This window comes from Pseudomonas sp. GM48, from assembly GCF_000282335.1.
In the GTDB taxonomy this organism is placed as follows: Bacteria; Pseudomonadota; Gammaproteobacteria; order Pseudomonadales; family Pseudomonadaceae; genus Aquipseudomonas.
In genome coordinates this window covers 1-21,414 of sequence record NZ_AKJM01000122.1, presented here as the reverse complement: position 1 = coordinate 21,414, position 21,414 = coordinate 1, and the positions used below count along the sequence as shown (strand labels likewise).

The 21,414-nt window shown below is 59.2% G+C and carries 21 protein-coding genes; 7 read left to right on the top strand and 14 right to left on the bottom strand.

Annotated elements, in window-relative coordinates:
• Nucleotides 1-25 precede the first annotated feature (25 nt).
• Nucleotides 26-445, top strand: a complete 420-nt coding sequence (locus PMI28_RS06290; protein WP_007990357.1) for a GNAT family N-acetyltransferase — start codon at nt 26-28, stop codon at nt 443-445.
• 116 nt (nt 446-561) lie between these two features.
• Here PMI28_RS06290 and def read toward each other — a convergent pair whose 3' ends face one another.
• Both def and PMI28_RS06300 read right to left on the bottom strand, forming a co-directional pair.
• A complete protein-coding gene (def, locus tag PMI28_RS06295) occupies nt 562-1,101 on the bottom strand; it encodes a peptide deformylase (RefSeq protein WP_007990355.1) in 540 nt (179 codons plus the stop codon).
• A gap of 2 nt (nt 1,102-1,103) precedes the next feature.
• Nucleotides 1,104-2,060, bottom strand: a complete 957-nt coding sequence (locus PMI28_RS06300) for a YihY/virulence factor BrkB family protein (RefSeq protein WP_007990353.1) — start codon at nt 2,058-2,060, stop codon at nt 1,104-1,106.
• A 353-nt stretch (nt 2,061-2,413) separates the two neighbouring features.
• On the opposite strand from PMI28_RS06300, the gene PMI28_RS06305 reads away from it, so the two are divergent.
• Nucleotides 2,414-2,791: a hypothetical protein gene (locus tag PMI28_RS06305; protein ID WP_007990351.1), complete on the top strand. Its 378-nt coding sequence runs from the start codon at nt 2,414-2,416 to the stop codon at nt 2,789-2,791.
• A gap of 165 nt (nt 2,792-2,956) precedes the next feature.
• Here PMI28_RS06305 and fadD1 read toward each other — a convergent pair whose 3' ends face one another.
• Entirely contained in the window at nt 2,957-4,657 is a 1,701-nt protein-coding gene (fadD1, locus tag PMI28_RS06310; RefSeq protein WP_007990350.1) for a long-chain-fatty-acid--CoA ligase FadD1, read from the bottom strand.
• 380 nt (nt 4,658-5,037) lie between these two features.
• Nucleotides 5,038-6,726, bottom strand: coding sequence for a long-chain-fatty-acid--CoA ligase FadD2 (fadD2, locus tag PMI28_RS06315; protein WP_007990348.1), 1,689 nt, complete (start codon nt 6,724-6,726; stop codon nt 5,038-5,040).
• Nucleotides 6,727-6,965: 239 nt separating this feature from the next.
• On the opposite strand from fadD2, the gene PMI28_RS06320 reads away from it, so the two are divergent.
• Both PMI28_RS06320 and PMI28_RS06325 read left to right on the top strand, forming a co-directional pair.
• Nucleotides 6,966-7,910, top strand: coding sequence for an alpha/beta hydrolase (locus tag PMI28_RS06320; protein ID WP_007990346.1), 945 nt, complete (start codon nt 6,966-6,968; stop codon nt 7,908-7,910).
• A 41-nt stretch (nt 7,911-7,951) separates the two neighbouring features.
• A complete protein-coding gene (locus PMI28_RS06325) occupies nt 7,952-8,422 on the top strand; it encodes a MaoC family dehydratase (RefSeq protein ID WP_007974451.1) in 471 nt (156 codons plus the stop codon).
• Nucleotides 8,423-8,546: 124 nt separating this feature from the next.
• Here the strand turns inward: PMI28_RS06325 and PMI28_RS06330 are convergent, their stop codons facing one another.
• On the bottom strand, nt 8,547-9,014 hold the full coding sequence (locus tag PMI28_RS06330) for a ferritin-like domain-containing protein (RefSeq protein WP_007990344.1): 468 nt from the start codon (nt 9,012-9,014) through the stop codon (nt 8,547-8,549).
• Between the two features lie 202 nt (nt 9,015-9,216).
• Here PMI28_RS06330 and PMI28_RS06335 point away from each other — a divergent pair, with 202 nt between their 5' ends.
• Both PMI28_RS06335 and PMI28_RS06340 read left to right on the top strand, forming a co-directional pair.
• On the top strand, nt 9,217-9,453 hold the full coding sequence (locus PMI28_RS06335; RefSeq protein ID WP_003227425.1) for a DUF3820 family protein: 237 nt from the start codon (nt 9,217-9,219) through the stop codon (nt 9,451-9,453).
• A gap of 19 nt (nt 9,454-9,472) precedes the next feature.
• On the top strand, nt 9,473-10,654 hold the full coding sequence (locus PMI28_RS06340; protein ID WP_007990342.1) for an aminotransferase class V-fold PLP-dependent enzyme: 1,182 nt from the start codon (nt 9,473-9,475) through the stop codon (nt 10,652-10,654).
• Between the two features lie 2 nt (nt 10,655-10,656).
• Here PMI28_RS06340 and PMI28_RS06345 read toward each other — a convergent pair whose 3' ends face one another.
• The 4 genes from PMI28_RS06345 to zwf all read right to left on the bottom strand — a co-directional run bounded on the left by PMI28_RS06345 (nt 10,657) and on the right by zwf (nt 14,523).
• The gene (locus PMI28_RS06345; RefSeq protein WP_007990340.1) at nt 10,657-11,382 is read right to left on the bottom strand and encodes an intradiol ring-cleavage dioxygenase; all 726 of its coding nucleotides are present in this window, start codon (nt 11,380-11,382) and stop codon (nt 10,657-10,659) included.
• A 288-nt stretch (nt 11,383-11,670) separates the two neighbouring features.
• A complete protein-coding gene (locus PMI28_RS06350) occupies nt 11,671-12,336 on the bottom strand; it encodes a bifunctional 4-hydroxy-2-oxoglutarate aldolase/2-dehydro-3-deoxy-phosphogluconate aldolase (protein WP_007990338.1) in 666 nt (221 codons plus the stop codon).
• A 17-nt stretch (nt 12,337-12,353) separates the two neighbouring features.
• Complete coding sequence (gene pgl / locus PMI28_RS06355) at nt 12,354-13,067, bottom strand: 6-phosphogluconolactonase (RefSeq protein WP_007990337.1); 714 nt, start codon at nt 13,065-13,067, stop codon at nt 12,354-12,356.
• The gene (gene zwf / locus PMI28_RS06360; protein ID WP_007990334.1) at nt 13,054-14,523 is read right to left on the bottom strand and encodes a glucose-6-phosphate dehydrogenase; all 1,470 of its coding nucleotides are present in this window, start codon (nt 14,521-14,523) and stop codon (nt 13,054-13,056) included. The genes pgl and zwf overlap by 14 nt, the downstream gene beginning before the upstream one ends.
• Before the next feature lie 228 nt (nt 14,524-14,751).
• Here zwf and PMI28_RS06365 point away from each other — a divergent pair, with 228 nt between their 5' ends.
• Nucleotides 14,752-15,612 carry a MurR/RpiR family transcriptional regulator gene (locus PMI28_RS06365; protein WP_170948639.1) on the top strand — a complete coding sequence of 287 codons (861 nt, stop codon included), beginning with the start codon at nt 14,752-14,754 and terminating at the stop codon, nt 15,610-15,612.
• Between the two features lie 130 nt (nt 15,613-15,742).
• Here PMI28_RS06365 and PMI28_RS06370 read toward each other — a convergent pair whose 3' ends face one another.
• From PMI28_RS06370 to PMI28_RS06390, 5 genes are all read right to left on the bottom strand, one after another.
• Nucleotides 15,743-16,597, bottom strand: a complete 855-nt coding sequence (locus PMI28_RS06370) for a D-hexose-6-phosphate mutarotase (protein ID WP_007990332.1) — start codon at nt 16,595-16,597, stop codon at nt 15,743-15,745.
• Nucleotides 16,598-16,851: 254 nt separating this feature from the next.
• Nucleotides 16,852-18,198, bottom strand: a complete 1,347-nt coding sequence (locus PMI28_RS06375) for a carbohydrate porin (RefSeq protein ID WP_007990331.1) — start codon at nt 18,196-18,198, stop codon at nt 16,852-16,854.
• Nucleotides 18,199-18,392: 194 nt separating this feature from the next.
• Nucleotides 18,393-19,553: an ABC transporter ATP-binding protein gene (locus PMI28_RS06380; protein WP_007990329.1), complete on the bottom strand. Its 1,161-nt coding sequence runs from the start codon at nt 19,551-19,553 to the stop codon at nt 18,393-18,395.
• A gap of 4 nt (nt 19,554-19,557) precedes the next feature.
• Nucleotides 19,558-20,403 (bottom strand): carbohydrate ABC transporter permease, encoded by an 846-nt coding sequence (locus tag PMI28_RS06385; RefSeq protein WP_007974434.1) that lies wholly within the window; start codon nt 20,401-20,403, stop codon nt 19,558-19,560.
• Complete coding sequence (locus PMI28_RS06390) at nt 20,396-21,304, bottom strand: carbohydrate ABC transporter permease (protein ID WP_007990327.1); 909 nt, start codon at nt 21,302-21,304, stop codon at nt 20,396-20,398. Before PMI28_RS06390 ends, PMI28_RS06385 begins: the two co-directional genes overlap by 8 nt.
• Nucleotides 21,305-21,414: the final 110 nt, after the last annotated feature.

Sequence of the window (21,414 nt, the reverse complement as noted above, 5' to 3'; positions counted from 1 at the left end):
CTTTGCACACCGACTGTCCGAGACCATGCCCGATACCCAATTCACCCTGCTCGACGAGCCGTTATGGCCGTTGATGAACAAGTTCTACCGCGCTCACCAATCGTCGATGAAAGCCGTGCGGGACGCGCAGCTTTGGGTGGCCCGGCGTGACCAGATCGTTGCCGCGCTGTGTTTGCGTCCGGTGTCCGGCGGGCATTGGCTGACCGGATTGTTTGTCGATCCGGGGTGTCGCGAACAAGGGCTTGCCGCCGGGTTGATAGCGGCCGCGGTGAAGGATTGCGAACTGCCGGTGTGGTTGTTCTGTCATCCGGACTTGCGGGGGTTTTATGAGCGGCGCGGGTTTACTTTCGATCCGCCGATGCCTTACGCGATGGTTGAACGGTTGAGCCGTTATGCCCGCAGCAAGCCGATGATTGCGATGGGGTTGGAGCCTGCTCAAGCCTGATGAAGATCAAATGTGGGAGCGGGCTTGCTCGCGAAAGCGGTTTAACAGTCAAAACTGATGGAGACTGACACACCGCTTTCGCGAGCAAGCCCGCTCCCACAGGGTTTGGCGGCGACTTAGTCGTCGGCGTTGGGATCCAGATCCGGGAACATCACCTCGGTGAAGCCGAACTTGCTGAAGTCGGTAATGCGCGACGGGTACAAGCGGCCGATCAGGTGATCGCACTCATGCTGCACCACCCGTGCGTGGAACCCCGAAGCAATACGCACGATGGGCTCGCCCTTGGGGTCGACGCCTTCGTAGCGAATCTGCTGGTAACGCTGCACCGCGCCGCGCAGGCCAGGCACGGACAAACACCCTTCGAAACCCTCTTCCAGGATCGGGCTCAGCGGTGTGATCAACGGGTTGATCAGAATCGTCTGCGGCACGGCCTCGGCATCCGGATAACGCTCGCTGTGCTCGAAACCGAAGATCACCAATTGCAGATCGACACCGATCTGCGGAGCCGCCAGGCCAACGCCCCCCACACTTTCCATGGTCTGGAACATGTCATCGATCAGTTGCCACAGCTCGGGGCTGTCGAACATCTCCGCCGGCACCGGCGGGGCAATGCGCAGCAGGCGTTCATCGCCCATTTTCAGAATTTCACGAATCATGATCAGGTTTCGTCAATGGTCGGTTTGTGTGAGTGATCGCGGCCCAGTCCCGACACGTGGTGTTTTTCCTCATGGACGGGACCATGCTCGCCAGCCACTTTTTCGCCAGGGTCCTTGCCCTCTCGCGACATGTGCTCGATCACCGCATTCATCTCCGCGCCGAGCAGCAGCACGGCGGCGGAAATGTAGAAGTACAGCAATAGCACAATGATCGCACCGATACTGCCATACATGGCGTTGTAGTTGGCGAACTCCTTGACGTACAAGCCGAAGCCCAGGGACGCGATGATCCACACCACCACCGCCAGCACAGAGCCTGGGGTGATGAAGCGAAACTCCTGTTTGACGTCAGGCATGACGTAGTAGATCAACGCCACCGCAACCATCAGCAGAATCACGATCACCGGCCAGCGCGCGATGGTCCAGAGCGTGACGATGAAGTACTCAAGGCCGACTTGCGCGGCGATCCACTCCATCACCTGCGGCCCGAGCACCATCAGCGCGGCAGCGATCAGCAGCATGCCGGCAATGCCGACGGTGTAGATGATCGACAACGGAAAGCGTTTCCACAGCGGGCGCCCTTCAACCACGTCGTAAGCCGCATTCATCGCGCTCATCATTAGCCGCACACCGGCAGAGGCGGTATACAGCGCAATCACGATACCCACCGACAGCAAGCCGCCCTTGGATTGCTGCAACTGGTCGATCACCGGGTTGACCTGCTCCAGTGCCTGGGGTGGCAATACGAGTTCCGATTGCAGGCGCAGCCAGGAGAAGAAATCGGGCAGATGCAGGAAGCCGATCAGGGCGATCAGAAACAGAATGAACGGAAACAGTGAAAACAGCATTTGATAGGCGAGCGCCGAGGCATAGGTCGACATTTCGTCGGCGATGAACTCGGTGACCGTGCGCATCATCACACGGTGCAGGGGCAAGCCTCTCATGTCCGGAAAAATCATTAGCGTCTCCATTCGCCGCATACGCATTTGGGTGGAAGTCGTGGCGACTCAGGGGCCGTTTTCTTCATCAAGGTAGCCCACTTGGCGACTTTGAAACAATTTCAGTGTGCAAGTTCAGGCTGACACAAAACAGCCAACTGAAGATGGCCGCTTCTTCTTTTCATTAAAGACATTTCAATGGAGAAAAGTCGTTACACAAGGTTGACCGGGGGCTTTTGCAGGGCGTTTGATTTATTTTCACCACGACATTTCATCGTTCAGTGCAGGTTGCGCTTTATGTTTGCCCGGCAACCCCTGAGAATGCGCAACACATTCAGGCCAAGGCGCTGAAGATCCAATCCCGTAGGAACGTTATGAAACTCGATAAAAAGCAGGCCATTGCCCGCAGAAACCAGGAACTCGGCGGTGCTGTGCTTGGCGTCAACAACTGCCACTTCACCGAATTGAACCGCAACCGCAACATCTGGTGGTTCGACATCCCGGTAGCGCGCCTGGCCGTGGGTCAGTACGAGTGGATTCACCTGCTGATGCACACCCCGGACACCGACGAACTGCTGCACCTGAAAGTGCCAACCGTGTTCCTGCGCGAGAAGCTTGAAGGCCTGGTGGTGCGCAACCAGGGTAAACGCAAGGCCGCCCTGAGCCTGGAACTGAGCGCCGACAAGGACTCGTACCTGCAAGACATGCGCCCGGCGGGCACCAACGTCAACTTCGCGCCGTTTCGCCAATAAAAGCAAAAGCTTCGCGAGCAAGCCCGCTCCCACATTTGATCGCATTCCTTCCGGAGGAACCCGGTTAAATGTGGGAGCGGGCTTGCTCGCGAAAGCGGTCTGACAGACGCTGAGTTTCCCCCGTCTACCAACAAAAAGCCCCGCATCTGCGGGGCTTTTTGTTGATTACGCGGTAGCTTTCTTCGCGTTGATCTTCTTCAGTTCTTCATCGCGCAATTCACGACGCAGGATCTTGCCGACGTTGGTGGTCGGCAGTGCATCGCGGAATTCCACGGAGCGCGGGACCTTGTAGCCGGTGACGTTGGCGCGCATGTGCTCCATCACCTGTTCCTTGGTCAGGGTCACGCCCGGCTTGGCGACGATGAAAATCTTGATCGCCTCGCCCGACTTCTCGTCCGGTACACCGATGGCCGCGCATTGCAGCACGCCCGGCAGGGTGGCCAGCACGTCTTCGAGTTCGTTCGGGTAGACGTTGAAACCGGACACCAGAATCATGTCTTTCTTGCGATCGACAATGCGCATGTAGCCATCAGGCTGGATCAGCGCGATGTCACCGGTCTTCAACCAGCCTTCGCTGTCGAGGATTTCATCGGTGGCTTCCTGGCGCTGCCAGTAACCCTTCATGACTTGCGGGCCCTTCACGCACAGTTCGCCGATTTCGCCCATCGGTTGTTCGACACCGGCATCGTTGATGACTTTACACAGGGTCGACGGCACCGGAATGCCGATGGTACCGATCTGGATGTTCTGGATCGGGTTGACCGTGGCCACCGGGCTGGTTTCGGTCATGCCGTAGCCTTCGCAGATGGCGCAACCGGTCACCGCTTTCCAGCGTTCGGCCGCTGCCAGTTGCAGGGCCATGCCGCCCGACAAGGTGACTTTCAGCGCGGAGAAGTCCAGCTTGCGGAAGCCTTCGTTGTTGCACAGGGCCACGAACAGCGTGTTCAGGCCGACGAAACCACTGAACTTCCACTTCGACAGTTCCTTGACCATCGCCGGCAGGTCACGCGGGTTACTGATCAGGATGTTGTGGTTGCCGATCAGCATCATCGCCATGCAGTGAAAAGTGAACGCATAGATGTGGTACAGCGGCAGCGGTGTGATCAGGATTTCGCAACCTTCATTGAGGTTGGAACCCATCAGCGCCTTGCACTGCAGCATGTTCGCCACCAGGTTGCGGTGGGTCAGCATCGCGCCCTTGGCCACACCGGTGGTGCCGCCGGTGTATTGCAGCACCGCGACATCGCTGCTGGCCGGATTGGCTTCCGCCACTGGCTGGCCCAGGCCTTTGCTCAGCACGTCATTGAACTTGACGGCTTTTGGCAAGTGATAGGCCGGCACCATCTTCTTCACGTACTTGATGACGCTGTTGATCAGCAGGCGCTTGAGCGGCGGCAGCAGGTCGGCGACTTCAGTGACGATCACGTGCTTGACGCCGGTTTTCGGCACCACGGTTTCCGCCAGGTGCGCCATGTTGGCCAGGCAGACCAAGGCTTTGGCACCGGAGTCGTTGAACTGGTGTTCCATTTCCCGTGCGGTGTACAGCGGGTTGGTGTTGACCACGATCAGCCCGGCGCGGATGGCGCCGAAGACGGCAACCGGGTACTGCAACACATTGGGCAGTTGCACGGCGATTCGATCGCCAGGCTGCAAATCGGTATGCTGTTGCAGGTAAGCGGCAAACGCACCGGACAATTCGTACAGCTCACCGTAGGTGAGTGTCTTGCCCAGGTTGCTGAATGCCGGCTTGTTGGCGAAGCGTTGGCAGGATTGCTTCAACACTGCCTGAATATTCGGATACTCGTCTGGATTGATGTCGGCAGCAATCCCAGCTGGGTACTTATCCTTCCAAAAGTCTTCGATCATGGAAGCCCACTCCTCAGCAACGCGAATTCAGCACCGCATTTGATGCGATTATTATTGGTGTTTGGCCATTGGTGAATCTGGCTGATAGAAGGCCGAGAAGTCACAAAGCGCGCCGAGAGTAGCAGCTTTGCCAAGGGTCGACTAGAGCCAAAAACGGCCTCTACGGTCACTTTTGTGACTCAAGACTTATAAGCAGTCATTTTAGAGCAAAAAACCTATAAAGCCCTGAAACCCACGAAAACCGGGGCTTCAGTGTAAAAATGTAGGAGCGAGCTTGCTCGCGAAAAACATCCGGACGACGCGATCATTCAAACAGGGCGCGTTATCGTTGACGTCCATCGCGAGCAAGCTCGCTCCTACAGGGATCGGCCATTCACCGATCAGGCGATATCACGCAACTCCCGCCGCAGGATCTTGCCCACCGGCGTCATTGGCAACGATTCACGCAGCACGATGTGCTTCGGTACTTTGTACGCGGTGAAGTTCTCCTTGCAGTAAGCCTTCAACTCTTCAAGGCTGATGCCCGCTTCACGGGCCACCACGAACAACTTCACCGCCTCCCCCGACCGCTCGTCGGGCACACCGATGACCGCACAGTTGGCGACTTTCGGGTGGGCCATCACCACGTCTTCGATCTCGTTCGGGTACACATTGAAGCCCGAGACAATGATCATGTCCTTCTTGCGGTCAACGATGCGTACGAAACCGTCCGGGTCGATCACGGCAATGTCACCGGACTTGAACCAGCCCTCGGCATCCAGCACCTCGGCCGTGGCATCAGGCTTCTGCCAGTAGCCCTTCATGATCTGCGGGCCTTTGATGCACAACTCGCCGCGCTCACCCAGCGGTTGTTCGACGCCGTCATCGCTGATGACTTTCAGCGTGGTGCCCGGCACCGGCAGGCCGACCGTGCCGATCCGCGATTGGTCGCCGTACGGGTTGGTACAGGCCACCGGCGAAGTTTCGGTCAGACCGTAACCTTCGGTGATGCGGCATCCGGTCAATTGCTCCCAGCGCTCGGCGGTGGCCTTGACTAGCGCAGTGCCGCCGGAGTTGGTGAGCTTGAGACTGGAGAAATCCAGGGTCTTGAAATCCGGGTGATCCATCAGCGCGACGAACAGCGTGTTGAGTCCCAGCAGCGCCGAGAAGCGCCAGTTCTTCAGTTCCTTGATGAAGCCGCCAATGTCCCGCGGATTGGTGATCAGCACGTTGTGGTTGCCCGTCACCATCATGCACATGCAATTCGCGGTGAAGGCATAGATGTGGTACAGCGGCAGCGGCGCGATCATCACCTCCTGGCCTTCGCGCAATAACGGCTGGCCGTCACTTCCATGCTGACTGAGGCAAGCCCGCGCTTGCTGCATGTTCGCCACCAGGTTGCCGTGGGTCAGCATCGCGCCCTTGGCCAGGCCGGTGGTGCCGCCGGTGTATTGCAGCACGGCGATGTCGTCGAGGCCGACGTTCAGCGGCTTGATACCCAGGCCCCGGCCCAGGCGCAGCGCGCTCTTGAAGGAGACAGCCTGGGGCAAGGAATAGTCCGGGACCATTTTCTTGACCTTGCTGACCACGGTATTGACCAGCCAGCCCTTGGCGGCGGGCATCAGGTCGCCCATCTTCGCTTCGATCAGGTATTGGATATCGGTGTCGGGCAGGACTTCCTGGACTTTCTGCCCGAACACGTTCAGGTACACCAGCGCCCGGGCACCGGAGTCCTTGAACTGATGACGCATTTCCCGCGCGGTGTACAGCGGGTTGGTGTTGACCACGATCAGCCCGGCGCGCAAGGCGCCGAACACGGCAATCGGGTAATGCAGGACGTTGGGCATCTGCACCGCGATGCGGTCCCCCGGCACCAGGTCGGTGTGGGCTTGCAGGTAACCGGCGAAGGCGGCGCTGTGGCGTTCCAGTTCGGCGTAGGTCAGGGTGATGCCCATGTTGCTGAACGCAGGGCGGTCAGCAAACTTCTTGCAGGAACGCTCGAACACCTCGATCACCGACTTGTAGGCCCCCAGGTCGATATTCAGGGGGACGCCGGCCGGGCGTTTGTCATTCCAGAAATCAGGTTGCATTGTTCTTGTCCTCTTTACCTGAATCTATCCGGGGCCACTTTTCTGTCATTTCTCTCTGATCCCTCAAAGGCAGAAAGCGAAAAGCGGAGCTTCACGGACACTAGCAGCTATGGCGATTCAGGCAAATATGCCGAAAGCCGTCATTGATCGTGTGAATCTACCTGCCTTGCTGCGGGCTGATCAGACGCGTGCAACGGGATGCGCTATACAATGCAACGACTCAGTGCAAAGGAACCGCCATGATCCATGACACTTTCTGGCTGACCACGAGCGACCACAGCCGCCTCTTCGTCAACCAGTGGCTTCCCGAGGGCAGCCTCAAGGCAATGATTCTGCTGGCCCACGGCATGGCCGAACACAGCGGTCGCTATGGACCCCTTGCGGAAAAACTCTGTGATCAGGGCTATGGCGTGTGCGCGCCGGACCTGCGTGGACATGGCAAAACTGCCGAAAACGGGACCCTCGGGCATTTCGCCGATGACGACGGCTGGTGCAAGGTCGTCAGCGACCTGGCGTGCCTCAACCAGCACATCGGCCAGCAGTACCCTGGCGTACCGATCTTGCTGCTCGGCCACAGCATGGGCAGTTACATCGCCCAGGCCTATCTGCTGCACCACAGTGCCAGCCTGCACGGGGCAATCCTCAGTGGCTCGAACTTCCAGCCAGTGGCGCTTTATCGCGCGGCACGGCAGATCGCCCGTTTCGAACGCCTGCGCCAGGGCGGCAAAGGACGCAGCGCATTGATCGAATGGATGTCGTTCGGCTCGTTCAACAACAAATTCAAACCGGCCCGCACGCCGTTCGACTGGCTCAGCCGCGACCCGGCGCAGGTCGATCTGTATGTCAACGACCCGCTCTGCGGCTTTCGCTGCACCAATCAACTGTGGATCGATCTGCTCGGCGGGTTGCAGCAAATCAGCAAAGCGTCCAATCTCGCGCAGATCGACCCGGGCCTGCCGCTGCTGGTGATTGGTGGTGAATGTGATCCGGTGAGCGAAGGCAAACGTCTCAAGGATCTGGCCGACGCGCTGCGAGCAGCCGGCAACCAGCACCTGCAATTGACCGTTTACCCGCAGGCGCGGCACGAATTGTTCAACGAGAGCAACCGCGATGAAATCATCGCCAATGTGCTGAACTGGATCGCACAAGCCTTGAGCACGCCTCGGCCGCACCGATCCGAATAGTTTTTTGTGAATTTTTTAATTCGTCACAGGAATTGAGACAGATGACCCAGGTTACCAACACCCCTTACGAAGCCCTCGAAGTCGGCCAGACCGCCAGTTTCAGCAAGACCGTCGAAGAGCGCGACATCCAGTTGTTCGCCGCGATGTCCGGCGATCACAACCCGGTGCACCTGGACGCCGAATACGCCGCCAGCACCATGTTCAAGGAACGCATCGCCCACGGCATGTTCAGCGGCGCATTGATCAGCGCGGCGGTCGCCTGCGAATTGCCTGGACCGGGCACCATCTACATCGGCCAGCAAATGAGCTTTCAGAAGCCGGTAAAGATCGGCGACACCCTGACCGTGCGCCTGGAAATTCTGGAAAAACTGCCGAAGTTTCGCGTGCGCATTGCCACTCGCGTGTTCAACCAGCGCGATGAACTGGTGGTGGACGGCGAGGCGGAAATCCTCGCGCCACGCAAGCAACAGAGCGTGACTTTGACCGAGCTGCCAGCCATCAGCATCGGCTGATCGGCTGGTAAAAAACAATGTGGGAGCGGGCTTGCTCGCGAAGGCGGCGTGTCAGTCACTCCTAATGGTGACTGGCAGATCGCTTTCGCGAGCAAGCCCGCTCCCACAATTGTTTCAGCCTGGCTTACGAGCGTGCACGCGCCTGGTTACGCAGGGCTTTTACCTGATCGTGATTACGCTGCACGCCGTGGTACTGACGCTCAACCAGGTCACGAATGCCCACCAGGTTGTGCTTGTTGATTTTCTCCATGGCGTCGCGGTAAGCCTTCAATGCATGGTCCTCACCGCGCTCGGCTTCATTGAGTACGGACTCCTCGCCCTTGCCGGTGAGCATCGACTTCACGTCGACCCAACGACGGTGCAGGTCGCCGCTGACACTGGTGGAGGTTTGCGGATCGCCCCCCATCGAACGCACGGCAGACTGCAATTGCTCAGCGGCCGCACCACAATCGGCCGAACGCTTGATAAACAGGTTTTTGAGTTCAGGGTGCTTGATGTCTTCAGCGCAAGTCTTGAACCCGGCCTGACCGTCCTTGCTGGTTTCAATCAGGTCGTTGAGTACAGAAATCGCTTCTTTGTTCATGTCGGTCATTTTCAATTCCTTGCGGTGGATGAAAGGTGCAATGACCGTTGCACCCTGCATGCCAGCGTGGAATTTCTTATTTATTCGTTGTTTTTCAAACAGTTATAAATTTTCAATAAATCTGTATCCGTTTTATTTGCATGATCTGTCATTTGGCCTGCATGCAGAATGCCTGTATTTTCCAGACTGACTGAATCAAGACGACCGATCGATGAATCCTGAAAAGCTCGAACTGCTGATCACCCGCGAAATGCCCTTTGGCAAATACAAGGGTCGAATCATTGCCGACCTGCCCGGCCCTTACCTGAACTGGTTCGCCCGGGAGGGTTTCCCCCATGGCGAGTTGGGCGGCCTGCTGGCCCTGATGCAGGAAATCGATCACAACGGTTTGTCGGACTTGCTCGAACCGCTACGCGCCAAACACGGCAAACCTGCCCCGCGCCACTGAATCACCTACCGAGTAGCCCATGCCCGACAACACCCGCCGCGCCCGTGATGAAGCCTTCTGGCAAACCTTTGCCGACCGCTACGATGTAGAACCCGGCCCGCTCAACCTGGAGAACGGTTACTTCGGACGCATGTCGCGCACGGTGGTCGAGGAATACCAGCGCAACATCGAGCTGATCAACCGCAGCAACTCGGTCTACGTGCGCCAGCGCTTCGAGCAGGGCGACAGCCTGAAGATCCGCGCGCAGATGGCAAAGCTTATAGGCGTCCCCGGCGACAGCATCGCCCTCACCCGCAACGCATCGGAAGGTTTGCAGTCGCTGATCCGCAACTACAACCGGCTCCAGCCCGGCGACCAAGTGCTGTTCTGCGACCTGGAATACGACACGGTCAAAGGCGCCATGCGCTGGCTGGCGCGTAATCGCGGCGTTGAAGTGATCGAAGTCGAACACGCGCACCCGGCAACCTTCGACAGCCTGCTCAATACCTATCGAGAAGCCTTCGCACGGCATCCTCGGCTGAAGCTGATGGCGCTGACCCACGTCACCCATCGCACGGGCCTGGTGATGCCGGTGCAGGCAATTGCAGCTGCCGCGAAAGAACATGGCATTGAGGTCATCCTCGACGGTGCCCATGCCCTCGGCCAGCTCGAATTCGACCTGACCGGGCTGGGTATCGCCTTCGCCGGCTACAACCTGCACAAGTGGATTGGCGCGCCGCTGACACTCGGCTTGATCTACATCGCCCCCGAACGCCTGGCCGATATCGATCCGGACATGGGCGAGATGCATTTTCCGCCCACTGACATTCGCGCCCGCACCTCGTACAGCACCCCCAATATCCCGGCGCTGCTGACCCTGCCGCTGGTGCTCGAAGAACATTGGGCGATGGGCGGTGCCGCGGCCAAAGGAGCGCGACTCAATTATCTGCGCAACCGATGGGTCAGTGCGGCGCGGCAGTTACCGGGCGTCGAAGTCCTGACCCCGGATGACCCGCGGCTGTATTGCGGCATCACTTCGATGCGCTTTACCCGTCATGCCGACCAGCAAATCATGGTCGAGCGCCTGCTCAATGAGTACAACCTGTTTACCGTGACGCGCAGTGGCGCGGCGTGCGGAACGTGCATCCGCATCACACCGGGGCTTACCACCACGGCGGACGACATGGATACGCTGACCAGGGCACTGACCGAACTGGGCTGACGTCAGACGGTGTACTTGTCGAAGTCCTCGGGCTTGATCTGTGACGACACGGCGAACGTGTCGATGCCGATGGTCATCTGCCCGAAGTATCCGTCTTCAGCCGAATCCCGCCCCAGGGTATGCACGTTCAAGGTCGATTCTTCACCGCCCATGGTTGTATAAAAAAAGTCCTGATCGTTGGTCCGTGCCGGCACGGCTCGACCGCTGTACGGTCGGGTGCTAAGTACCGAGCGCGAGGCTACCTCAGGCAGGTAAAGCTGCCCGACCCAGGCGACATGCCGCTCTTGCAGATAATTGTTGCCGGCCGTGATGCGCACGGCGACGTGAATGTGCAAGGCGCGGCCGGCGTAAAAACCCGGATAGATCGTGGTGAAGCGCACGATGCCCGACTTGTCGGTGAACTGCCCGCCGCGCAAATAGGTATCGTCATCGGTTCGCGGGACTGCGCCAATGTCACCGGTACCGACCTCGACATCCGGGTTTTTCTTGCTCCAGCCGGAATAGGCGCCCCGCGCATTGCAATGCCAGATGTCCACCAGCGCATCGGGGACCGGCTCACCGGTCATGGCATCGACAATGGTCAGCCGCAGCACCAACGGAATGCCATCGGCGCCTTCGCTGATGTTTCTGCGGATCAGTTTCGGATTGCGGAAATACGGGCCGGCAATCTGTTCGGGGGACAGCAGGTAAACCGGTGCTGAGGGGACTGCGAAGGTGTTGTCTTCCATGACGTTCTCTCTTCCATAAGATGAACGCAGGCTAGCACCGGTCGACTTTCGGTATGCGGTAACTATGTATCGCATGATGTCTTTTTTTGTGTGGGAGCGGGCTTGCTCGCGAATGCGGCGTGTCAGGTAACGTTGATGTCGACTGACACTCCCTCTTCGCGAGCAAGCCCGCTCCCACAGGGGGGGATGAGTCGATCCAGGCAATTTTCTTCAGGCAAAAAAAAACGGTGCGCCGACCAAGCGCACCGTAAAGCCGTAGAACACACAACGAAGTGTCGGGTGAAGCGATCAGTCCAGCAGCGCCAGGGCCTCGGCGGTGCATTCCTGAATGCGGGCCCAGTCGCCGTTCTTGATCCACTCCGGATCAAGCATCCAGCTACCGCCCACGCACATGACGTTTTTCAATGCCATGTAGCTCTTGATATTGGCCGGACCCACGCCGCCGGTCGGGCAGAATTTCACTTCGCCGAACGGGCCGCCCAACGCCTTGATGGCTGCAACGCCACCGCTGACTTCCGCCGGGAACAGCTTGAAGCGGCGGTAACCCAGACCGTAGCCCTCCATGATGCCCGAGGCATTGCTGATACCCGGCAACAGTGGAATCGGGCTGGCGACGCTGGCTTCGAGCAGGTCACGGGTGATGCCTGGTGTAACGATGAACTGCGAGCCCGCCGCTTCCGCCGCCGCCAGCATCTGGCGATCAAGCACAGTGCCGGCACCGGTCACCAGCTCCGGGCGCTGCTCGCGCAGAATCTGGATCGCCTTGAGGCCGAATTGCGAACGCAGGGTCACTTCCAGGGCCGTCAGGCCACCGGCCGCGAGGGCGTCAGCCAGCGGCAGAATGTCCTGCTCGCGTGCGATGGTGATCACCGGCAGAATCCGCGCTTTCGCGCAGAGGCTGTCGATCAGGGCAACTTTGTCCGCCATGGAAACGGTCGGGGATGGGTTTGTCATAGCGGCTGTTCCTTGGCTCATGGGCACCAGTAAATCTCTAACGTAGGTTGCAGAAATGCGCGCACCGGCATTGCGGCGACATCGTCACCCGCCAATGCGGTATTCAGGGTGGTCAGCTTGGACTGACCGGAAATCGACAGAACCTTGTGCTTGGCCGAGGCCAGCAATGCGCGGCTCATGGTCAGGCGCTGATGCGGTACGGTCGGCGCCAGCATCGGCCAGCAACGACGGACACCATCGGCCTGCAATGCCTCGGCAAGGTTCGGGCTGTTGGGGAACAGCGACGCGGTGTGGCCGTCATCGCCCATGCCAAGCACCAAGACGTCGATCACCGGCAGCTCGGACAGCAAGCGGTCGGCCTGCTCGGCCGCCTGTTCAAGGTTGGCACTGGCGCTGTACAGGCTCAGGAACTGCGCCTTGGCCGCCGGACCTTGCAGCAGGTAACGCTTGATCAGGCCGGCGTTGCTGTCGGCGTGTTCGACCGGCACCCAGCGCTCATCGGCCAGGCTGATCACCACGCTCGACCAGTCCAGCGTCTGCCTGGCCAGGTGCTGGAAAAACGCAATCGGGCTGCGACCACCGGAAACCACCAGGGTCGCAGTGCCCTGGGCGTCGATCGCGTCGCTGAGTTTGTTCGCCACGCCCAGTGCCAGGCTTTCAGCCAGCAGCACCGGGCTCTTGAACGCATGGGCGCTGACGCCCTGCGGCAACTTCAAATTAGATATCGCCATACCACGACCTCCCGTCCCGCGTGATCAGAGCAATGGAACTCATCGGTCCCCAGGACCCGGCCGCATAAGGCTTGGGCGCATCACCGGATTTTTTCCACCCGGCGATCAACTGGTCACACCACTTCCACGCGGCTTCGATTTCATCTTTACGGACAAACAGGTTCTGATTGCCGCGCATCACTTCCAGCAACAACCGCTCGTAGGCATCGGGAATCCGTGCGCTGCTCCAGGTGTCGGAAAAATTCAGCTGCAACGGACCGCTGCGCAGCTGCATGCCTTTGTCCAGGCCTTGGTCTTTGGTCATTACACGCAAGGAAATGCCTTCGTCCGGTTGCAGGCGGATAATCAGCTTGTTGCTGATTTGCAGGCGCTGCTCGGGAGCGAAGATGTAGTGCGACGGTTCCTTGAAGTGGATGACGATCTGCGACAGCTTCTGCGGCATGCGCTTGCCGGTACGCAGGTAAAACGGCACGCCGGCCCAGCGCCAGTTGCGGATATCGGCACGCAGGGCGACGAAGGTTTCGGTGTCGCTCTGGGTGTTTGAGTTAGGCTCTTCCAGGTACCCCGGTACCGCTTTGCCTTCGCTGTAGCCGGCGATGTACTGGCCGCGCACCACTTGCGTGGTCAGGCCTTCCGGGCTGATCGGCGCCAGGGCCTTGAGCACTTTGACCTTCTCGTCACGGATGCTGTCGGCGGACAGGTCGGCCGGCGGGTCCATGGCGATCAGGCAGAGCAGTTGCAACAGGTGATTCTGAATCATGTCCCGCAGCTGGCCGGCCTTGTCGAAGTAACCCCAGCGGCCTTCGATACCGACCTTCTCGGCCACGGTGATTTCCACATGGGAAATGTAATTCTGGTTCCACTGGGTTTCGAACAGGCTGTTGGCGAAACGCAGGGCGATCAGGTTCTGGACGGTTTCCTTGCCCAGATAATGGTCGATGCGGTAGGTGCGGTTTTCCGGGAAAAACTGCGCCACGGCGTCGTTGACCTTGCGCGAAGACTCCAGGTCCGAACCGATGGGTTTCTCAAGCACCACACGGGTGTTTTCCGCCAGACCGACCTTGGCCAGGTTCTCGCAGATCGCGCCGTAGACTGCTGCCGGAGTGGCAAAGTAGGCGATGACGCGCTGCGCACTGCCGGCGGATTCGGCCAGGGCCACATAATCTTCGGTTTTGAGGAAGTCGACGTGCAGGTAGCTCAGGCGCGCCAGGAAACGCTCGACCACGGCTTCATCCAGCTCTTTGCCACCGACGTAGCGGCGCAGCTCGGAAGCGATGAACGTCAGGTGTTCCTGCTCGCTGCCAGGTTCACGGGCCAGCGCGATGATGCGCGTGTCCTCGTGCAAGAGGCCTGCACCGTCGAGTTGATAAAGGGCAGGAAACAGCTTGCGCAAGGCCAGATCGCCAAGGGCGCCGAATAAGGCAAAGGTGCACGGTTCAACCGTAATCGAGAGCATGATGTTTGTTCTTTTATCAAGTTAAGCTACAAATACCTTTTTTCAAGGCATCACTCAAGGGAAAATGTAGTAATAACCACAACATTTTCGGAAAATATAGATTCCGAGTGGTGGTCGATCGGAGCCATCAGTAGGATAGGCCACCGTTACGGGCCTCACCAAAGGCCCTTTTTGCATTAGCCGCGCGCTTATCGGCGCCGGTGAATCAAGGAATCCCATATGGACCGCGTGCGAAATTTACTGGAACAAATCCAGAATCGCCTTGAAGAGCTGAACAAGGCCGAGCGCAAAGTCGCCGAGGTGATCCTGCTCAACCCGCAGCAGGCTACCCGGTTCAGTATCGCCGCCCTCGCCCAGGCTGCTTCGGTCAGTGAACCGACGGTCAACCGTTTCTGCCGTTCGTTCGGCGTCAGCGGTTACCCCGAGCTCAAACTGCAATTGGCACAAAGCCTGGCCAGTGGCGCCGCGTATGTCAGCCGCGCGGTGGAAGCCGACGACAACCCTGAAGCCTATACCCAGAAGATCTTCGGCAGCGCCATCGCCTCGCTGGACAGCGCCTGCCAGGCCCTGGACCCGAACCTGATCAGCCGCGCTGTCGACCTGTTGATCCAGGCGCGGCAGATCCACTTCTTCGGCCTCGGCGCCTCGGCCCCGGTGGCACTGGACGCGCAGCACAAGTTCTTCCGTTTCAACCTCGCCGTCACCGCCCACGCCGACGTGCTGATGCAGCGCATGATTGCTTCGGTGGCACACACCGGCGAGCTGTTCGTGATCATTTCCTACACCGGCCGCACCCGCGAACTGGTGGAAGTGGCGCGCATCGCCCGGGAAAACGGCGCCTCGGTCCTTGGCCTGACCGCCGAGAACTCGCCACTGGCCAAGGCCAGCACCCTGAGCCTGAACATTCCGCTGCCGGAGGACACCGACATCTACATGCCGATGACTTCGCGGATCATTCAGTTGACCGTGCTGGACGTGCTCGCCACCGGCATGACGTTGCGCCGGGGCGTGGATTTCCAGCCGCATTTGCGCAAGATCAAGGAGAGCTTGAATGCAAGCCGGTATCCGGTGGGCGATGAGTTCAACTGACCGATCCTGAATCTTGGTTGCTTGAAAGGACGCCTTCGCGAGCAAGCCCGCTCCCACATTGGAATGCATTCCCCCTGTGGGAGCGGGCTTGCTCGCGAAGGGGCCAGTCAAGACACCGCAATATCTTGAACTAAACCCCCACCCGAGCCTGCAAACTCAAATGCGCCCGCTCCCCAGGCTTCAGGCACAGGCTGTCGGTGCCGCCGCTTGCGGCCTCTACGCAAACGAATTCGGATATCTCGTTCCAGGTCACGCCGAGTAGCGGACGTGAACCGGGATGCCAAACCACCGTATCGGCTGCTTCACCCGTATCGATGCACAACGCCCGCTGCCAGGCATGGTCATTGAGTTGCAATTCACCGTCGTGCTGGAACACCCGCTGACAACCGCCGTCCACGCGCAATTCGCCTTCCTGCTGACAAACCTGCCGGCTCAACTGGTCGTAACCCTGCGCACCTTCGAGCCCAGACAGCGCTATCTCGCTGACATCGCCAATACGCCAGTAAGCATGCAAAGCCTGGCTCAACTGGCACGGCATGTCATCCTGATGCTCGGTGCTCAGGCGCAACTCCATGCGCTCACCCAAGTGCGCGTGCAGGTCCACCTGCCAGTCGCACAACTTCAGTTGCCAGTGCAAACGCACGCCATCGTCGTCACTGCGGCTGTCGAGCAGTTTCCAGTCGAGCAAACGGGCCCAGCCATGGGATGGCCAGGCGTTTTCGCTCGGATGCCGGCCATACCACGGCCAACACACCGGCACGCCACCGCGAATGGCACCGACCTGTGGCCACTTCGCCGCGCACCACAGCCAGGGCTTTTGTCCCTTGGGCTGGAAGTGCAACAACTGCGCCCCCTGACGACTGAACACCGCCTGACACAGCGGATGATCGATCACCAGCACGTCGCGCATCTGATAGCGCTCCCACGCGAACACGGAACGCTCGCGCAAGGATTTGAAGAAGCGTTGTAGCGGATGCTCAAGCATGTGCCACGATCCTGAAAATCATCGGTGTACTCATCTCTCCAAACAGCTTGTGCTTATTTTTGTGGCGAGGGAGCTTGCTCCCGTTGGACTGCGCAGCTGTCCCTTTTTTTGGGGGTGCTTCGCACCCCAGCGGGAGCAAGCTCCCTCGCCACAAAAGCAATCACCCAAAGTCCAGTCAGCCTCCGCAAAAAAAAGCGGACAGCCATGGCTGTCCGCAAATATGCGCACATGGAGAGAAGCTTATCGCAGACGCGTCAGAACACCGACTGAATTTTCAGGCCAGCCACCAGTGCGTTGTCGACTTGATCCACACCACCCGGGTGCGTGATGTATTGCAGGTTGGGACGCACGGTCAGCCAGTTGGTTACGTGGAAACCGTAGTTGAGCTCATAGTTATATTCGGTTTCACGAATGGGCGAGAACAGCGGATTGTTGTAGTCCGAAACACCGTTGGCTGCGTTAGTCAGCTCGGCGTTTTTCTTCACGTCATCGTTGACATGGATGCGGGCGAAACCGATACCCACGTCATCCTTCGGACGCGCATCGAAAGGCCCCTTGTACACAAACATCAGCGACTGGTAGTTGTCGACGACGTTAGTGTCCTTGTCGTGGAAGGTGGCGTTGGCGGCGATGTTCAGGCCGCGAGAGGCATCGCCATTGTGGCTGGTGAGTTGCTGCTGCGCGACGAACCAGTAGCCGTGCTTGCTATCGTGGACGCGGAAAGCGTTGCCGGTAGTCGCTGCGTCCTGACCGTTGTCGTCCTTGAGAACGTCATCAGCAGGGGCTGTGCTTTTGTAGTAACCGACACGGTATTCGCCCGGCAGGCTGTTGACCTTCGGCGACCAGACCAGCTCGACCGGCAAAACGGTGCCAGCTGTACCGCTGCCGCTGAGCTTGAAGCCGTTTCCGTGCTCCAGTTGCGACGGGTTCTGGTTGTACGCGCCAATCTGGGCGTAGAGCTCGTCGTTGATGTGGTACTTCACGCGGATCGCCGCCTGGCTGACCGGCCAGTTGAACCAGACATTGGTGGCCCAGTTACCCACCTGGGATCCGCAGAACGCCAGGTTCTGGAATTCGCACGGGAAGGTGTTGAAGTCTTCACCTTCACCGAAGTAACCGGCCTTGACGTCCAGTTTGTTGTCGAAGAACTGGTGCTGAATCCACAACTGGGTCAGACGCACCATATGGCCACGACCGAAGACTTCCTGGGAGGAACTCAGGGTGCCGGCACGCGGGTCGCCGATACGGTCGTTGGAGATGTTCTCGCCGTTACGGTTGGTGAGCTGGATCTTGGCCTGGGTGTTGTCCCAGCCGAACAGTTTTTCCAGGTCCAGCGCCGCGCCCAGGCCGAACTGGTCGGCGTAGCGCGCGGTCTTGTCATCATTGAAACCGCCATGCAGATTGGCGCCGACTTCACCGACGTAGTCCATCTTGATGTCGATGCCTTGCTCGATCAGCTTGGTACGCTCGCCACCCCAGTCGCCCGTCATCCACTTTGAATCGGAGCTGAACGCTTCATCGGCCATCGCATTGCCGGCCAGAACCAGTGCTGCCGCTGCTGACACTTGGCAGATCAACCGGGCCTTGTTCTTCATCTTCATCCCTACATCCTCGTTTTATTGTTATTAACTTTTCTTTTCCAACGCGGTTACATCAGTTGCGACGGATGTCTCCACCCGGCGCATATCCCCCCCTGTGGGAGCGGGCTTGCTCGCGAATGCGGTGTGTCAGTCGACATTAATGTTGAATGTCAGTCCGCTTTCGCGAGCAAGCCCGCTCCCACATTTCTTGATCTTCAGCGACCTTTGAACTGGGCCACGTTATCAGCGTGCATCTCGGTTTTCGGCACGCCGGCAACCCCCAGTCGCTCGCCACTCTTGGCATCGAACAGCAGCACTTTCGCCGGATCGAATTGCAGGGTCAGGGTCTCGCCCACCGCCGGCGCCACGTCCGGTGCCAGGCGGCAGCAGACCTTGGTCTCGTTGAGGTTGACGAAGACCAGGGTGTCAGGACCGGTCGGTTCGGTGACCTGGACTTCGGCACGAATGGTCGGCAAACCATTCGCTTCGCCGTTGGCCAGGATGATCTGCTCAGGGCGCATGCCGAGGATCACTTCGCGGTCTTCAAGACCGGCGTCCTGCATGCCCAGCGGCAATTCGCAACGGGCCTGGCCGCTGTCGAGCAGCGCCAGCAGGCGACCGTCCTTGCGCTGCAGGCGCAGCGGGATGAAGTTCATCGGCGGCGAACCGATGAAGCTCGCCACGAACAGGTTGGCCGGGTTGTTGTAGATGTCTTTCGGCGTGCCGAACTGCTGGATGATCCCGTCCTTCATCACCGCCACCTTGTCGCCCAGGGTCATGGCTTCGATCTGGTCGTGGGTCACGTAGACCGTGGTGGTTTTCAGGCGCTGGTGCATCAGTTTCATTTCGGTGCGCATCTCGACCCGCAGCTTGGCGTCGAGGTTGGACAGTGGTTCGTCGAACAGATAAATCTTCGGCCGCCGCGCCAGTGCACGGCCCATCGCCACACGTTGCTGCTGGCCACCGGAGAGCTGGCCAGGCTTGCGACTGAGCAGGTGCTCGATCTGCAACAGCTTGGAAACCCGAGCAACTTCCTCGTCGATTTCGGCCGTCGGCATTTTGCGAATCTTCAGGCCGAAGGCGATGTTGTCGCGCACGCTCATGGTCGGGTACAGCGCGTAGGACTGAAACACCATGGCGATGTCGCGATCCTTGGGGCTCATGCCGCTGATGTCGGCATCGTCCACCAGGATTGCGCCGCCGCTGATGGTTTCCAGGCCGGCGATGCAGTTCATCAAGGTCGACTTGCCGCAGCCCGACGGGCCGACCAGGATCAGGAACTCACCGTCATCGATTTTCAGTTCGATGTTTTTCAGGGTGTCCGGCAGGCCGGGGCCGTAGGTCTTGTTGACGTTGCGTAATTCGAGAGTTGCCATTTTTCTACCCCTTGACCGCGCCGGACGTCAGCCCACGCAGGAAATACTTGCCAGCGAATATGTAGACCAGCAGTGTCGGCAGCCCGGCGATCATCGCGGCGGCCATATCAACGTTGTATTCCTTGGCCCCGGTGCTGGTGTTGACCAGGTTGTTCAGGGCCACGGTAATTGGCTGGGCGTCGCCACTGGCGAAGACCACGCCGAACAGGAAGTCATTCCAGATCTGGGTGAACTGCCAGATCAGGCAGACCATCACGATCGGGATCGACATCGGCAGCAGGATCTTCAGGAAGATCGTGAAGAAGCCCGCGCCATCGAGCCTTGCGGCCTTGACCAGCGCATCCGGAATGCTCACGTAGTAGTTGCGGAAGAACAGCGTGGTGAACGCCAGGCCGTAGACCACGTGCACCAGCACCAGGCCGGTGGTGGTGTTGGCCAGGCCGAACTTGCCGAGGGTGAACGAGGCCGGCAGCAGCACGGTCTGGAACGGCAGGAAGCAGCCGAACAGCAACAGACCGAAGAACAGTTGCGAACCACGGAAGCGCCACATCGACAGTACGTAGCCGTTCATTGCGCCGATAAAGGTAGAAATCAAAACCGCCGGCACGGTGATCTTCACCGAGTTCCAGAAGTAGCCGCCAACCACGTCCCAGGCCTTGATCCAGCCGATGCCATCGATCACGGTCGGCCAGCTCAACAGGTTGCCGGTGCGGATGTCTTCCGGGGATTTGAAACTGGTCAGCAGCATTACTACCAGCGGGATCAGGTACACCGCCGCTGCCAACAGCAAGGTGGCGTAGATCGCGATGCGGCTGAAACTGATACCCGACTTGCCGAGTTGATTAGTCATGGCGTTTGCCTCGCAGCTCGGAGTACAGGTACGGCACGAGGATGGTCAACACGGCGCCGAGCATCAGCATGGCGCTGGCCGAACCGATGCCCATCTGGCCACGGCTGAAAGTGAAGGAATACATGAACATCGCCGGCAGGTCGGAGGAGTAACCCGGACCGCCCGCGGTCATCGCCGCGACCAGGTCGAAGCTCTTGATCGCAATGTGCGCCAAGATCATGAAGGCGCTGAAGAACACCGGGCGCAGGCTCGGCAGGACGATCTTCAGGTAGATGGTCGGCAGGCTCGCGCCATCGACTTGCGCAGCACGGATGATCGATTGATCGACACCGCGCAGGCCGGCGAGGAACATCGCCATGACAAACCCGGAGGCTTGCCACACGGCGGCGATCACCAGGCAGTAGACGACGCGATCCTGATCCACCAGCCAGTCGAGACGGAAGCCTTCCCAGCCCCAGTCACGCAGCATCTTGTCCAGGCCCAGGCCGGGGTTGAGCAGCCATTTCCATGCGGTACCGGTGACGATCATCGACAGCGCCATCGGGTACAGGTAGATGGTGCGAATGAAGCCTTCCTTGCGAATGCGCTGGTCCAGCAGCACGGCGAGGAACACGCCCAGCACCAGGCTGATGCCGATGAACATGCCGCCGAACACCGCGAGGTTCTTGCTCGCGACCCACCAGCGGTCGTTGTCCATCAGGCGCATGTATTGCTGCAGGCCGACCCACTTGTAGCTCGGCATGAAGCTGGAATTGGTGAAGGACAGAATGAACGTCCAGATGATGTAACCGTAGAAACCTACCAACACGATCAGCATGCTCGGCGCGAGTACCAACTTGGGTAGCCAGCGTTGCAGGGCATCGAACGGTGAGGCTTTGCTGAAAATCGCCACAGAGCTCATCGGGATTATCCAGGTTTAGAGAAATGAATCGACACGGTGATCCCCTGTGGGAGCGGGCTTGCTCGCGAAAGCGGTGTGTCAGTCGACATTAATGTTGAATGTCAGTCCGC